Source organism: Apilactobacillus bombintestini (assembly GCF_003627035.1).
GTDB classification, from domain to species: Bacteria; Bacillota; Bacilli; order Lactobacillales; family Lactobacillaceae; genus Apilactobacillus; species Apilactobacillus bombintestini.
The window spans coordinates 371306-386555 of record NZ_CP032626.1; the positions used below are offsets into that span (position 1 = coordinate 371306).

Sequence of the window (15250 nt, forward strand, 5' to 3'; positions counted from 1 at the left end):
ATTCTTATGTAAATCCATTATAACAAATTAAAACAGAAGAAATACCGTAATTCCAATGAAAAGCTTAAGGCAATATTGACATCATGCTATAATATATACAAATGTTTCATAGGAGGAATGAATATGGCAACAGAAATCGACGGCGGAGCCTTGGTTTACAAAGTAGAAAACCACAAGCCCGTATATCTTTTAGAAAAAAGCGCTACTAGTGATTTTTGGGGATTTCCTAAGGGTCATGTAGAAGGCGATGAATCTTTAGAACAAACTGCTATTCGTGAAATTAAAGAAGAAACTAACATCGATGCTAAAATTGATACTAATTACAGTGTGGATGCAGAATATGATATGAAAAATGGTAATCATAAAGTAGTTACTTTTTACACTTCTAAAGTAGATGACCCTGCAGTTACTTTACAAAAAGAAGAAATTAGTGATTATGTATGGCAACCATATGAACAAGCTCGTAAAACCATTACCTATGACAACTTAAGAAATGTTTTAGATCAAATTAATGATTACGTGGAAAAAAAGCTGGGATAGAATATGGCAGATAAAAAATTAATTGTAATTACTGGTGCCACAGGTAGTGGCAAAACTTCGATACGAGATTACTTAGTAGAAAAATATCACGCAGGAAAAATCATTACACATACCACTAGAAAACCTCGTGGTAAGGAACAAAATAATGTGGATTATTATTTTGAAACGGATGAATCCTTTGCTAAATTGCATTTATTAGAACATGTTAAATACGTAACTGCACAATATGGTTCCTCTATGGAAGGTATTAATAAAGCTTTTGAAAATCATGATGTGGCAGTAATTGTTTTGGATACTAAAGGTGCTATTACTTATGCACGAAAATTAAAAGACCAAGCTGAGATTTGGTTTATTAAAGTAGATGATCCCGATACATTGCGTCAAAGAATGCAAAAGCGCGGGGATGAAAGTCAACGCATTGAAAAGCGTTTAGCTAGTGATGAATTTATGCGCGATATGCATTTACCTGATGAATTAAAGAACGTAGCTACTGTAATTGATAATAACGATTGGCAAGTAGCCCAAAAACAAGTAGATAACTTAATGACTAAATAAAAAAGAACCTTTGATTTAATTCAAAGGTTCTTTTTTTATATTAATCTTACAATTGCTAGAGATATTATTCCCACAATAACAACTACTAATAAACTTCTTGAAATAATAGCTGCCAAAACGGATGGAATGGAAGCTAATAAATTATCCCAGTTTACAGATGGAAGGTGACCTAAATGTTGTGTAAATAATTCACTGAACCATAATGTTGCCATAATGACAATCGGAACAAAGCTTAGATATTCTTCCACTGGCTTAGATAATTTAAACTTTTTTAATAAAATAAAAGGAAGCACACGAGAAAGCCAGGTTACTAATGCACAACCAATGATAGTTATTAGTGTAAAACTAAAAGAAGACATGTTTAAAAAACACTCCTAACGTACAACCCAATAAGGTTACAACTAGAATTAGTAAGCTACTAGGAATAAAAATTAATCCAACATATACCAAAACTAAAGTAACCAAAATCATTACTAACTTTAACAACTGAGGCATACTTTTATCAGATATATATTGTAGATATAATAATCCAATAAACATTGCTATAATCGCAAAATCTAATCCTATAGAATATGGATTATGAATCAATCCACCCGCAATGGCACCGATACAGGATGCAACGGACCACGTTAAATATGACACTATGTTAGCAGTATCAAACCAGGCAAATGATAATTTGTGATCAGTATAATTTAATTTATTCATTCCTAATGCAAAACTTTCATCGGTTAAAAAAGAACCAATGAGTATATTTTTTAAAACAGACTCTTCTTTAAAATATGGCGCAGTGGTTATGCTCATAAGTATCATTCTAGAATTAACTAAGAAGATAGTTAATATGATGGAAAGAATGGGACTATGAATAGCAATCATGGAAATTAAAATGAATTGTGCTGAACCAGCATATACAAATAGTGAAATGATGGTAATCCACAAAACACTAAATCCAAGTGATTTCCCGATGATTCCAAAAGCAAGCCCAATACCAATGTATCCGAACATAGTAGGGATACTTTCTTCGAAAGCATTTTTTCTAGTAAGTTCGCTGTTAATAAAAAATCACATCTTTCTCTAATCGAAATTTAATTAACAGTTAGTTTATCGATAAAATGCTGTCTTGTCAATTTTTTATAGACATTGAGTATTATTTTTCTTCTTCAACTACAAAATCTTTTAAACGACCTAATTGATCACTAGGTAGTTCAGCTTTGATTTTAGTTCCTTCTGGTAAGTAATCAGTAGATAAAACGTTAGTCTTAGAATTTAAGTAATTAACGATATCTCCCTTGTCAAAAGGAATAACAAAAGTAGCAGTAGTGTAGTTAGAATAACTATTTTCTCGAATGATTTTAACTAATTCATCAATGGAATCGTCTTCTAAAGCAGCCATGATTAGGTCATCACCAGCACGTTGTGGACGACTTTCACCAGCGATGTCAGCTTTATTGAAAACTGTGATCATAGGGATGTTTTCTACACCAATCTCTTTTAGAGTTTGTTTAGTAGTTTGCATCATAAGGTCTTTGTTTTCATCAGATTCATCAACTACTTGTACTAATAAATCAGCATTTGCAGCTTCAGATAAAGTAGAACGGAAAGCTTGTACTAATTGGTGAGGTAATTTACTTACAAAACCAACAGTGTCTGATAACAACATAGTTTTATTATCAGGGAAAACAAGTTTACGAACACTAGTATCCAAAGTAGCAAATAACATGTTTTTAACCATTACTTGTTTGTCATGGTTTTCTCCATAACGTTGAACGAGTTGATTCATAATAGTAGATTTACCAGCGTTAGTGTAACCTACTAAGGCAACAGTAGGGATGTTTTTAGCATCACGTTGTTTACGTTGTGTTAAATCAGATTTTTGAATATCTTTTAGTTCACGCTTGATGTGAGAAATGTCTTTTTCAATTACACGACGGTTCAATTCTAGTTGTGATTCACCAGAACCACGGTTAGTAAAGCTTCCGCCACCACTACCAGTTTGTTGGTCTAGACGTTGACTAGCGCTAGTGTGTAAACGAGGTAGTTGGTATTGTAATTTAGCTAATTGAACTTGTAGCTTAGCTTCGTGAGTACGAGCTCGGTTAGCAAAGATTTCTAAGATTAAACCAGTACGGTCAATAATTTTAGTATTAGTTTTCTTTTCTAAGTTTCTGATTTGACTAGGTGATAATTCGTCATTAACGATAATCATATCCACATCATGATCTAATGCGGTAGTGGCTAGTTCTTCCACTTTTCCTTTGCCAAAGTAGGTAGCTTTGTCAGGATGATCTAATTTTTGTACCAAACGATCGACCACTTCTAGATTGTTGGCAGCGGCTAGGGCTGCTAACTCAGACATAGAGTATTCGAATTGTTCATTATCTAAATTTAATCCAATAATGATGGCAGTTTGTTTTTCTATTTCCAAATGCGAACCTCCTTATTTTTTACCATTATAACATTAAGGCCCTATATTTTCGTTATTTTAATGATAATTAGAATTTATTATAAAAATTAAAAAATGATATGAATTTTAATAAAATTTTTAATATCCTATAAATACTTATACTACGGTATTTTGACGCCGTTTTACCATTATTAGTATTAAAGAAATATTATAAAAGAGGTTGATTTATATTATATTAAAATGATATTATTCTAATAATCAAAGAGATATAAATCATCTGTTCAGGATGGTCAGAAATTGGGGGAATCAAAATGAATTTAAAAACTTTAGTTAAGTTAGGAGCTGTTGGTGCAGCATCCGCTTTCTTTTTAGCGGCATGTGGGAACCAATCAAAAGAATCAAATAGTAAGTACATAAACTGGCAAACCAATGCACAATTACCAACTTTGGATGCATCTAAAGCTAACGATAATTTAAGTTTTGCAATGTTGAATAACAGTAACGAAGGTTTACTAATTAATGCCAAGAACAATAAAGTCAATCCAGGGGTAGCTAAGAGCTACGAAGTTTCTAAAGATGGTAAGACTTACACTTTCCATTTAAGACATTCTAATTGGAGTAATGGTAAGCCAGTAACCGCTAAAGATTTTGTATACGGTTGGCAACGTACTGTTAATCCAAAGACCGCTTCACAATACTCATACTTATTTGATCATGTACAAAATGCTGATGCTATCAGTAAAGGTAAAGCACCAGCTAGTGCATTAGGTGTAAAGGCACAAGGTGATTACACTTTAGTAGTTACTTTGAGCCAACCACAATCATACTTCAAATACTTAGTAACCATGGCACCATTCTTGCCACAAAGTGAATCCGTTGTTAATAAATATGGTTCATCATACGGAACTAACAGTGACGATATGGTTTACAACGGTCCATTTAAGATGACTGGTTGGAAGGGTACCAATGATACTTGGACTTTACAAAAGAACAACAAGTACTACAACGCAAGTAAAATCAAGGTAGCTGGTGTTAAGTACACTGTACAAAAAGATGCCAATACTGCTTTGAACCAATATGAAACTGGTGCAGCTGACGAATCATTCTTATCAGGTGCCCAACAAGTTGGTAAATACAAGGGAAGCAAAGAACTAGTTAACCAAAAAATTGCTTCTACTTTCTACCTAGAATTCAACGAAAAGAAGAATCCTGAACTAAAGAATGCTGATTTAAGAAAAGCACTTTCTCTAGCAGTAAATCGTAAAGAATACATTAATAACACATTAGGTGACGGTTCTATTCCTGCAGTTGGTTACGTATCACCTGGTATGTCAAAACGTAACGGTAAAGATTTCACACAATACGCTGGAACTTCTACTGGAGTTTCATACAACTTGAGTGAAGCTAAAAAGTTATGGGCTAAGGGTCTAAAAGAAGTAGGTAAGAAGTCAGTTGACTACGCCGTATTATCAGATGATACTGATGCTGGTAAGAAGACTACTGAATTCCTAGAAACTGCTTTAGGTCAATTACCCGGCTTGAAAGTAAGTGCTCAAAACGTACCATTCAAGACTAGAATTGCTCGTTCACTAAGTGGTCAATTTGATATCTTAGTTAACGCTTGGGGTGCCGATTTCCCAGATCCTATCTCATTCTTGAGCTTATTTACTACTGATGGTTCATACAACAATGGTAAATGGAGTAATGCTCAATACGACCAATTAGTTAAGAATGCTGAAAACAAGGATAGTAACAATGCTGCTAAGCGTTGGGATGATATGGTTAAAGCTGAAAAGATCTTGATGGATAATCAAGGAATCGCTCCACTATACCATCAAGTTCAACCACAAGTAGTTAAACCACGTGTACACGGAGTACAATACTTCCCAACTGGTTCTCCAATTGACTTTAGAGATGCTACTTTATCTAACAAATAAAATTAATTAATAATAAAAGACTTTAAATTTCTGCCATGCTTATGGATGTGAAATTTAAAGCCTTTTTTATTTGGATATAAAATACAATATTAAAATAAAATGAAAAATTTCATTAAATAAATGACTAATTTTTTAAATGGGGTAAAGTGCTTATATAATAGCTTTTTGAAACAATATTAATTGGACGTTTTTATAATTAGATTAAAATTCTATGATAAAAAGGTTGCTTTTTATGATAATTAAATGATATGATTCTATCAATCTTAAAGATGTAAATCATCATTTGATGGTACTAAATGGGAGGGACCAACATGAAATTTAAGACTGTAGTTAAGCTGAGTGCTGTAGGAGCAGCATCCGCATTCTTATTGGCTGCCTGTGGTAACCAATCGAGAGAATCAAGCAGCAAATATATTAATTGGCAAACATCTTCACAATTACCTACCTTGGACGCATCCAAGGCAACTGATAATTTGAGTTTTGCTATGTTGAATAACAGTAACGAAGGTTTGTTAGTTAATGCTAAAGATAACAAGGTTAACCCCGGAGTAGCTAAAAGCTATGACGTGTCTAAAGATGGTAAAACCTACACATTCCACTTGAGACATTCTAACTGGAGTAACGGTAAACCTGTAACAGCCAAAGATTTCGTTTATGGTTGGCAACGTACTGTAGATCCTAAGACAGCTTCACAATACTCATACTTATTTGATCACGTACAAAACGCTGATGCAATTGGCAAAGGCAAAGCACCAGTTAGTTCATTGGGTGTAAAAGCTGATGGAGATTACACATTGGTAGTTACATTGACTCAACCACAATCATACTTCAAATACTTAGTAACCATGGCACCATTCTTGCCACAAAGTGAAGCAGTAGTTAACAAGTACGGTTCATCATATGGTACTAACAGTGATGATATGGTATATAACGGTCCATTCAAGATGACCGGCTGGAAAGGTACTAACGATACTTGGACTCTACAAAAGAACAACAAGTACTACAACGCAAGCAAGATTAAAGTTGCCGGTGTTAAGTACTCAGTAGAAAAGGATGCTAACACAGCATTAAACCAATATGAAACTGGTGCAGCTGATGAATCATTCTTATCAGGAGCTCAACAAGTAGGTAAGTACAAAGGAAGCAAAGAATTAAGTTCACCAAAGGTAGCTTCTACTTTCTATCTAGAATTTAATGAAAAGAAAAATCCTGAATTAAAGAATGCTAACCTAAGAAAAGCTATTTCATTAGCAGTAAACCGTAAGGAATACACTGATCACACATTAGGCGATGGTTCTATTCCCGCTGTAGGTTATGTTTCACCTGGAATGTCCAAACGTAATGGTAAAGACTTTACAGCAGATGCAGGAACTACAAGTGGAGTTTCCTACAACCTAAGTGAAGCTAAGAAACTATGGGCTAAAGGTCTAAAAGAAGTAGGTAAGAAATCTGTAAACTACGCAGTATTATCCGATGATACTGACGCTGGTAAAAAGACTACTGAATTCTTAGAAACAGCTCTAAACAAACTACCTGGATTAAAGGTTAGTGCACAAAACGTACCATTTAAGACTAGATTAACTCGTTCACAAAATGGACAATTTGATTTAGTAGTTAGTGCATGGGGAGCTGATTTCCCAGACCCTATTTCATTCCTAAGCTTGTTTACTAGTGATGCTTCATACAACAACGGTAAATGGAAGAATGCACAATATGATCAATTAGTAAATGCCGCTGAAACTAAAGACAGTAACAATGCTGCTAAGCGTTGGGACGACTTAGTTAAAGCTGAACAAATCTTGATGAATGATCAAGGAATTGCTCCTCTATATCATCAAGTACAACCTCAAGTAGTTAAGCCACGTGTACATGGTGTACAATACTTTGCTACTGGTTCACCAATTGATTTCAGGGATGCAACTTTATCTAAAAAATAAAAAATAATAAAAAGTTTTAAGTTTCTACCATTATATAGGTACGAAATTTAAAGCTTTTTTTATTTAGGTAAAATACTTAATATGAGAGCAATATTATAATTTTTATTAGATAATCAGTTAATGCTCGAATTGTTGTAAAACATTATTAAATCAACTAATGTTAGCGTTTTAATTTATACTATCTTTCAATTAGATTAAAATAAAATTAGAAAAACCCTTGATTTTTATCATATTCCAATGGTATTATTTTAATAATTTAAATTATCAGAGAACATACATCATTTTCGATTGATGGTATGCAATTGGGGGGACTGCATTACTATTGAGAAGTGATCTATAGATTAGATCATGGATATGTAACATTGCCTAATTTTAGGTAAATTTGTTAAAAAATTAATTAATTGTTTGTGAAGAGTTCCGGCTATCTATTATAATGAATAAATATAGAGTTATGTTACTCTTCCGTACATATTAAAGGAGTAGTTACTCCTAGGATTGCGAGGATTAAATTATGGTTAAATATCTGTCAAAGAGAATTTTTTACTTACTTTTGACGTTGTTTATCGTGGTTACCGTAACCTTCTTTCTAATGAAGGTAATGCCTGGTACACCGTTAACTAACGAACAAAAGTTATCACCATCAGAAAGATACATGGTATTGAAACAATATGGTTTGGATAAACCAGTTTGGCAACAATACATTAGTTACATTGTGAATGCGGTACAAGGTAACTTTGGTACTTCATTCCAATTCAGTAACCAACCTGTATCATACTTAATTTCTAGTCGTATGGGACCATCACTTCTATTAGGTGGTCAAGCTATGATCGTCGGTGTATTAGCCGGAATCGTAGTAGGTGCACTAGGAGCTATTAAGAAGAGTACCTGGGTAGATACTTCTACTACCATTATTTCTATTCTAGGTATCTCCATTCCTTCCTTTGTATTCTCAGTATTATTACAATATGTAATTGCTTTGAAATGGGGATTCTTACCAATCGCTGGTTGGAGCGGATTTGCTTACACCATTTTACCTACTTTAGCTTTAGCGGCTATGCCACTTGCTGAATCAGCTCGTTTCGTAAGAACTGAAATGGTGGACGTACTAAGTTCTGACTACATTGAATTGGCTCGTGCAAAAGGACTAAGCAAATTTGGAATTATTTATCATCATGCATTGAGAAATAGTTTAATTCCATTAGTAACTATCATCGGTCCTTTAGCAGTTAACATTATGACTGGTTCCATGGTTGTTGAAAACATTTTCGCTATCCCTGGTATCGGTGAACAATTTGTTAACTCAGTACTAACTAATGATTACCCAACCATAATGGGACTAACAGTTATGTACTGCTTCCTATTATGTGTAGTTTTACTAATTACTGATATTGTATATGGATTAATTGATCCTCGAATTAGAGTTGCAGGAGGGAAAGACTAATATGGCAGATAAAGCAAAAGAATTACCAAAAGATGCCTTTGAACCATTGTCAGATGGTGCACATTTAGACAATGAAAAAATTGCCGCACCATCATTAACCTTCCTAAAGGATTCATGGCGTCGATTAAAGAAAAACAAAGCTGCAATGATTTCATTATTTATTTTGATTTTCTTATTTGTAGTTGCTTTCGGATCAGCATTAATTCCATCCGTTAGAAATATTTCTACTCATCCTAGTTTAAATAACTTACCACCACGTATTCCTGGAATTGATATTCCTGGATTCAACGGTACTTTGGTACAAGGTGGTGCTAGAGTAAATGCTTATACCGGTGGTGCTGCTAACCATTACTTCTGGTTAGGTAGTGATTACCTTGGCCGTGATTTATTAGCTAGAACTTTATATGGTACTAGAATTTCATTGATTATCGCGGTGGTTGCTACTTTCTTCGATTTAACTATCGGGGTAGCATACGGAATCATCTCCGGATGGTTAGGTGGAAAGATTGATACCTTCATGCAACGTGTAATTGAAATCTTACTTTCCATTCCTAACTTGGTTGTTATGATTTTACTTCTATTAATTTTGAAACCAGGTATTCCAGCTATCATTATCGCTATTGCTTTAACTAGTTGGATTAACATGGCACGTTTAGTTCGTGCACAAACACTGGAATTAAAGAACCAAGAATTTGTTTTGGCTGCTCGTGCATTAGGTGAAAGTTCATGGAAGATTGCATTTAAACACTTACTTCCAAACTTAACTAGTGTAATTATCATTAATACAATGTTTACTATTCCAAGTGCTATCTTCTTCGAAGCATTCCTATCATTTATCGGAATTGGGGTTCCTGCTCCAGCCGCTTCATTAGGTACCTTAATTAGTAATGGTCAAAAATCATTCCAATTCTTACCATATCAAATGTGGGTTCCAGCGGTAGTATTATCATTATTAATGATTGCATTTAATATCTTGGGTGATGGCTTACGTGATGCCTTCGATCCCAAATCAAGAGAGTAGGTGACATAGAATGGAAAACGAAAAAGATATCTTAGAAGTCAGAAATTTATCTATTAATTTCAAAACTTATGCAGGTACTGTTCAAGCCATTCGTGACATTAGTTTTGATTTAAGAAAAGGTGAAACCCTAGCTATTGTAGGTGAATCCGGTTCTGGTAAATCAGTAACTACTCGAAGCATAATGGGATTGAATGCACCTAATGCCGACATTGTTAGTGGTTCCATTAACTTTAAAGGCGAAGACATTTTAAAGAAGAGTGAAAAACAACTAAGCAAACTTCGTGGTAAAAGTATTGCTGAAATCTTCCAAGATCCTATGACTTCATTGGATCCTACTATGAAGATTGGCCGTCAAGTGGCTGAACCATTAATGATTCACCAAGGCTTAAGTCATGCTAAAGCTATGGAAAAGGCCTTAGAAATGTTAAAACTAGTAGGTATTACTAATGCGGAAGAACGTATCAATGACTATCCTTACCAATTCTCTGGTGGGATGCGTCAAAGAATCGTTATTGCGATTGCTTTAGTTAACTACCCAGAAATCTTAATTGCTGATGAACCAACAACTGCGCTAGATGTTACCATCCAAGCTAAGATTTTACGTTTAATGAAAGAATTACAAACTAAAATTAACACATCCATTATCTTCATTACCCACGATTTAGGGGTAGTTGCAGGTATGGCTGATCGAGTTGCCGTTATGTATGCAGGTAAAATTGTTGAATACGGTACTGTTGATGAAATTTTCTACAATCCAAAACACCCATACACTTGGGGTCTATTGAGTTCTATGCCAACTATGGATACCGATGAAGATGTATTACCATCTATTCCAGGTACTCCTCCAGATTTATTAGAACCACCAGTAGGGGATGCGTTTGCTGCTAGAAATAAGTATGCATTAAAGATTGATACTATCAAGCAACCACCATTCTTTAAAGTTTCTGACACTCACTATGCAGCTACATGGTTACTAGACCCACGTGCGCCTAAAGTAACTCCACCAGCTAACATTGTTAGACGTCAAGAACACTACAAAGCAAAATTAGGAAATAAAGGATAGGTGGTGACAGTATGTTAGAAAAAGATGCACCCAAAATTTTGGAAGTTGAAAACTTAAAACAATATTTCAATGTGGGAAGAAAAGATGAAGTAAAAGCTGTAGATGACATTTCATTTACTGTTTACAAAGGTGAAACTTTTGGTCTAGTAGGTGAATCCGGTTCTGGTAAAACTACTACCGGTCGTGCTATTAGTCATTTGTACGAACCAACTAGCGGAAAGATTATCTTTGATGGAAAAGACGTTTCTAAGTTAAAGAACCGTAAGGAAGAAAAGCAATTCCGTAGTGATATTCAAACTATCTTCCAAGATCCATATGCTTCATTAAACCCTAGAATGAAAGTTAAGGATATTATTGCTGAAGGAATCGATATTAACCATTTGGCTAAAAACGATGCAGATCGTAACCGCCAAGTAGAAGATTTATTGGAAACTGTTGGTTTAAACAAAGAACATGCTAACCGTTATCCACATGAATTCTCTGGTGGTCAACGTCAAAGAATTGGTATTGCTCGTGCTTTAGCTGTAAAGCCTAAATTCATCATCGCTGATGAACCTATTTCAGCCTTAGATGTTTCTATTCAAGCACAAGTAGTTAACTTATTAAAAGACTTACAAAAGAAGCGTAAGTTAACTTACTTATTTATTGCCCATGATTTATCTATGGTTAAATACATTAGTGATCGTATTGGAGTTATGCATTATGGACGTATGCTAGAAATCGCTGATGCCGATGAATTATACAAACATCCATTACATGACTACACTAGAAGTTTACTTTCTGCCGTTCCAGTACCTGATCCTGAATTTGAACGTAGTCGTCAAATTGTCGATTATGATCCAAGTATCGAAGGTGACGACAAGGAACGTAAGTTAGTCGAAATTGCACCTAACCATTATGTACGTGCTGCCGACGACGAAATTGAAATGTACAAAGAACGCTTAAACGAAAAATAAGCTAAAAAATAACCGTTACTAAATGTAACGGTTATTTTTTGTTATTTATTAAACTTATTATTAAACATTTTCGCTAGTATTGTTGTAGTATTCTACGCGAATGTTACTACCATCATCGTTAGCAACTAACTTGGAAACACTACCATTTTGAATAGGTTCTGAAACATCGATAGAATCATCAGCAAATTGATCTACTGCCCATCTAATAATAGTTCCATGTGCAGCGATTAAGATGTTTTCACCATCGTTAGCTTTTTCAATAGCTTTTCTTAAGCCTGGAATGAAACGAGCTTTTAAATCTTCGTTATTTTCAGCATCGCCGTATGGATCACATTTGGCAATTAAGTCAGCAGTTCCGCCCATGCCTAGCTTATCAATCATTTTGGCGTAGGAATTTAATCCTTGAGGTCCACCAATTTGATGCCAAGCAGCTTCACTGTCGTTACCTTCAAAGTAACCAAAGTTTTCTTCACGGAAAGCTTTATCTTTAATAGGTTCTTCAAGTGTTGAAGGATTTTGTTGTAAAACGTATTTACCAGTATCGAATGCACGTGGCATATCACTAGAATATGCATGGTCAAACTTAATGGAGCTTAAACGTTTTCCAGCATCCACCGCATCAGCAACTCCTTTGACCGTTAAAGGTGCGTTAGCAATTCCTTGAATGCGATCGTATTTGTTTAAATAAGTTTGTCCATGACGAACAAGATAAATATTAATCATAAAAATCCTCCTGACCTTATGTGTTATTTACCACTATTCTATCATAGATGTTATGATGAATGAAAATATATGTTGTGCTTTCCTTTGACCTAGTTATGTGCTAAAATTGGTTACTAAATTTTTATGATTGGAGCTATGCTCATATGTCTGATTCAATTAAACAAAAAGAACAAAAACATTTAAATGACGTCTTAGCTAAAGTTAAGTTTGCAAAAAACGAAGCTATCCAAAAAATTAATCGCGCTGAAAAAGATGAAGATGACATTAACAAGAACTTCTATAATGATGTCCGCTTAAAAACCAGTACTTATTCAGGGATGATGGAAACTTCTGTTTCTATTCGTCAACAACAACAAATGTTGGAAGAAAGAGAAAACAGTTGGAAACATGCTACCCATGAATACGATAAATTATCTAAGATGGAAAAACGTCCATACTTCGCACGTTTGGATTTTGAAGAAGAAGGCGAAGATAAACCTGAAACTATCTATATTGGATTAGGTTCCTTTACTGATCGTCCTGATCATTATTTGATTTACGATTGGCGTGCACCTATTTCTAGTATTTACTACGATAGTAAAATCGGTAAGTTAACCTATAAAACTCCAATGGGTGAACAAACTGTAAACGTTACTTTGAAGCGTCAATTCCAAATTAAAGATGGTAAAATTGATACCATTTTTGATACTGATCAAGTAGTTGGAGACCAAATGTTATTGGATAACTTAAATGGTAAATCCAATACTAAGATGAAGAGTATCGTTACTACTATTCAGGCAGAACAAAATAAGATTATTAGAGATACTAAGTCTGACTTATTATTCGTACAAGGAGCTGCCGGTTCAGGTAAGACTGCAGCGGTATTACAAAGAGTGGCATTCTTACTTTACCAATACCGTGGTCGTTTAAGCTCTGGCCAAGTTATTTTATTCTCACCTAACCAATTGTTTAATGATTACATTAATCAAGTATTGCCTGAATTAGGTGAACAAAACATGGTACAAATGACTTATTACCAATACAGTAGTTTACGTGTACCTAAGTTTAAGGTAGAAACCTTATCCGAACGTTTTGAAGAAGATAATTCAGACGATGCTAAACTTAAAAAGATTAATCAATTGAAGAATAGTTTAGACTTCTTTAAGGGTGAAACAGCCTACACTAATCACTTAAATACTGAAGATATGAAATTCAAGAACTTGAAGTTCCAAGGAGATATCTTCATTTCCAAAGAAAAGATTAGCGAAATCTACTACAGCTTCAACGAAAACTATAATTTAAGAAACCGTTTAGATGCTACTAAGGAACGTTTAATTAAGATGTTAAACCGTCGTGTTAAATCTGAAATGAAGAAACCTTGGGTAGAACAAGCGGTACAAGATTTAAGTAGAGAACAAATTCAAGCGGTACAAAGAAGTCATCCTGATGAATTTGAAAACGCTGACCGTGAATTTGAATTCTTAGCTAGACACATCGTAATTGGTGCCCTTAGAAGAATTAGAAAACAAATTGTACATGCTCGTTTCTTAGGTATTAACAATCAATTCGTTAACTTCTTAAGAAATGTTCCTAACTTAATCAACTTAGACAAGTTTGATTTAACCAAAGATGAATGGAATGAATCAGTAGACGAATCCATTGCTAGAATGAAGAATGGCCATGTATCTATGGCAGATGTTTCCGCATACTTATATCTATTTGATCGTATTTCAGGTAAACGTCCAAAGACAGATATTAAGTACCTATTCATTGATGAAGTACAAGATTACACTGCTTTCCAAATGGCATTCTTGAAGTTCACTTTCCCACGTGCTCGTTTCACATTATTAGGGGACTTAAACCAAGCTATCTTTACTCATGAAAACAGTCATTCTCTACTACAAGAATTATCTACTATGTTTGATCCTGAAAAGACCAATGTAGTTCAATTAACTAAATCATATCGTTCAACTGAACAAATTACTGACTTTACTAAATACATTCTTACTGAAGGTAGTCAAATTGAATCCTTTGCTCGTGAAGGGGACAAACCAGTAGTTAATGTAGTAAATAATCATGATGAGGCTATTGATAAGTTAGTAGAACGTATCGATGCAGATAAACAAAAACATGATACTACCGCTATTGTGGTAAAGAATTTAGCAGAAGCTAAAACACTATCTAAACAATTAGACGATAAAAACGTCAAAAATACCCTTATTCAAACCGAAAACCAACGTCTAGTCACTGGTACCTTAGTTATCCCTGCATACTTAGCTAAGGGGCTAGAATTTGATTCTGTGGTTATGTTTAATGGGGACGAAGAACATTTTGGTGATGAAGCTGATCGTCAATTGGTTTACACCATCTGTACTCGTGCAATGCATGAATTAACTATTATTGCTAAAAAACAATTATCACACTTGTTTGATGCGGTACCTGACAACTTGTATGATTTACAATAAAGCAGATTCGTAACAAAGCAGTTAAGCAATTAATATAGAATAAAGGTCTGATTTCCAAAATGATTGGGAATCAGGCCTTTTCTAGTGTTTTCAATGATTTAAGCAATTAAGAGAAGTTTATATTGTGTTAAATGATGCATAGCATCTGGTAGTGATAGACACTTTTTGTATTATCGTTAAATAAACAGTGTTATCATTAAACTACTAATTTTTAACGAACGGAGGCGTAATA

Annotated in this window: 13 protein-coding genes; 9 read left to right on the forward strand and 4 right to left on the reverse strand. The window is 34.3% G+C overall.

All coding sequences use genetic code 11. The annotated features are described in order from the left end of the window. Positions 1–123 precede the first annotated feature (123 nt). Both D7I45_RS01705 and D7I45_RS01710 read left to right on the forward strand, forming a co-directional pair. Positions 124–540 (forward strand): bis(5'-nucleosyl)-tetraphosphatase, encoded by a 417-nt coding sequence (locus tag D7I45_RS01705; protein WP_120784068.1) that lies wholly within the window; start codon positions 124–126, stop codon positions 538–540. Positions 541–543: 3 nt separating this feature from the next. Next, the gene (locus tag D7I45_RS01710; RefSeq protein ID WP_120784069.1) at positions 544–1095 is read left to right on the forward strand and encodes a guanylate kinase; all 552 of its coding nucleotides are present in this window, start codon (positions 544–546) and stop codon (positions 1093–1095) included. Positions 1096–1130: 35 nt separating this feature from the next. On the opposite strand, the gene D7I45_RS01715 is transcribed toward D7I45_RS01710, so the two are convergent. The 3 genes from D7I45_RS01715 to hflX form a co-directional block, all read right to left on the reverse strand. Beyond that, complete coding sequence (locus D7I45_RS01715) at positions 1131–1454, reverse strand: AzlD domain-containing protein (RefSeq protein ID WP_120784070.1); 324 nt, start codon at positions 1452–1454, stop codon at positions 1131–1133. After that, positions 1441–2148 carry an AzlC family ABC transporter permease gene (locus tag D7I45_RS01720; protein ID WP_120784071.1) on the reverse strand — a complete coding sequence of 236 codons (708 nt, stop codon included), beginning with the start codon at positions 2146–2148 and terminating at the stop codon, positions 1441–1443. The genes D7I45_RS01715 and D7I45_RS01720 overlap by 14 nt, the downstream gene beginning before the upstream one ends. 91 nt (positions 2149–2239) lie before the next feature. Continuing rightward, positions 2240–3517 (reverse strand): GTPase HflX, encoded by a 1278-nt coding sequence (gene hflX, locus D7I45_RS01725; RefSeq protein WP_120784072.1) that lies wholly within the window; start codon positions 3515–3517, stop codon positions 2240–2242. A gap of 290 nt (positions 3518–3807) precedes the next feature. Here hflX and D7I45_RS01730 point away from each other — a divergent pair, with 290 nt between their 5' ends. From D7I45_RS01730 to D7I45_RS01755, 6 genes are all read left to right on the forward strand, one after another. After that, a complete protein-coding gene (locus tag D7I45_RS01730) occupies positions 3808–5433 on the forward strand; it encodes a peptide ABC transporter substrate-binding protein (protein WP_120784073.1) in 1626 nt (541 codons plus the stop codon). 311 nt (positions 5434–5744) lie between these two features. After that, positions 5745–7370: a peptide ABC transporter substrate-binding protein gene (locus tag D7I45_RS01735; protein WP_120784074.1), complete on the forward strand. Its 1626-nt coding sequence runs from the start codon at positions 5745–5747 to the stop codon at positions 7368–7370. 511 nt (positions 7371–7881) lie between these two features. After that, on the forward strand, positions 7882–8811 hold the full coding sequence (opp3b, locus tag D7I45_RS01740; protein WP_120784075.1) for an oligopeptide ABC transporter permease: 930 nt from the start codon (positions 7882–7884) through the stop codon (positions 8809–8811). 1 nt (position 8812) lies between these two features. Continuing rightward, complete coding sequence (locus D7I45_RS01745) at positions 8813–9832, forward strand: ABC transporter permease (protein ID WP_120784076.1); 1020 nt, start codon at positions 8813–8815, stop codon at positions 9830–9832. Between the two features lie 10 nt (positions 9833–9842). Then, positions 9843–10895, forward strand: a complete 1053-nt coding sequence (locus D7I45_RS01750; protein WP_120784077.1) for an ABC transporter ATP-binding protein — start codon at positions 9843–9845, stop codon at positions 10893–10895. Positions 10896–10906: 11 nt separating this feature from the next. Next, a complete protein-coding gene (locus D7I45_RS01755; protein ID WP_120784078.1) occupies positions 10907–11851 on the forward strand; it encodes an ABC transporter ATP-binding protein in 945 nt (314 codons plus the stop codon). A 60-nt stretch (positions 11852–11911) separates the two neighbouring features. On the opposite strand, the gene D7I45_RS01760 is transcribed toward D7I45_RS01755, so the two are convergent. After that, positions 11912–12574, reverse strand: coding sequence for a histidine phosphatase family protein (locus tag D7I45_RS01760; RefSeq protein ID WP_120784079.1), 663 nt, complete (start codon positions 12572–12574; stop codon positions 11912–11914). A 143-nt stretch (positions 12575–12717) separates the two neighbouring features. Here D7I45_RS01760 and helD point away from each other — a divergent pair, with 143 nt between their 5' ends. Further along, on the forward strand, positions 12718–15018 hold the full coding sequence (gene helD / locus D7I45_RS01765; protein ID WP_120784080.1) for an RNA polymerase recycling motor HelD: 2301 nt from the start codon (positions 12718–12720) through the stop codon (positions 15016–15018). Positions 15019–15250: the final 232 nt, after the last annotated feature.

Bases quoted from the DNA above. Each gene is read 5' to 3' on its own strand.
- D7I45_RS01705 (WP_120784068.1), top strand. From the start codon at position 124: ATGGCAACAGAAATCGACGGCGGAGCCTTGGTTTACAAAGTAGAAAAC.
- D7I45_RS01710 (WP_120784069.1), top strand. From the start codon at position 544: ATGGCAGATAAAAAATTAATTGTAATTACTGGTGCCACAGGTAGTGGC.
- D7I45_RS01715 (WP_120784070.1), bottom strand. From the start codon at position 1,454: ATGTCTTCTTTTAGTTTTACACTAATAACTATCATTGGTTGTGCATTA.
- D7I45_RS01730 (WP_120784073.1), top strand. From the start codon at position 3,808: ATGAATTTAAAAACTTTAGTTAAGTTAGGAGCTGTTGGTGCAGCATCC.
- D7I45_RS01735 (WP_120784074.1), top strand. From the start codon at position 5,745: ATGAAATTTAAGACTGTAGTTAAGCTGAGTGCTGTAGGAGCAGCATCC.
- opp3b (WP_120784075.1), top strand. From the start codon at position 7,882: ATGGTTAAATATCTGTCAAAGAGAATTTTTTACTTACTTTTGACGTTG.
- D7I45_RS01745 (WP_120784076.1), top strand. From the start codon at position 8,813: ATGGCAGATAAAGCAAAAGAATTACCAAAAGATGCCTTTGAACCATTG.
- D7I45_RS01750 (WP_120784077.1), top strand. From the start codon at position 9,843: ATGGAAAACGAAAAAGATATCTTAGAAGTCAGAAATTTATCTATTAAT.
- D7I45_RS01755 (WP_120784078.1), top strand. From the start codon at position 10,907: ATGTTAGAAAAAGATGCACCCAAAATTTTGGAAGTTGAAAACTTAAAA.
- D7I45_RS01760 (WP_120784079.1), bottom strand. From the start codon at position 12,574: ATGATTAATATTTATCTTGTTCGTCATGGACAAACTTATTTAAACAAA.
- helD (WP_120784080.1), top strand. From the start codon at position 12,718: ATGTCTGATTCAATTAAACAAAAAGAACAAAAACATTTAAATGACGTC.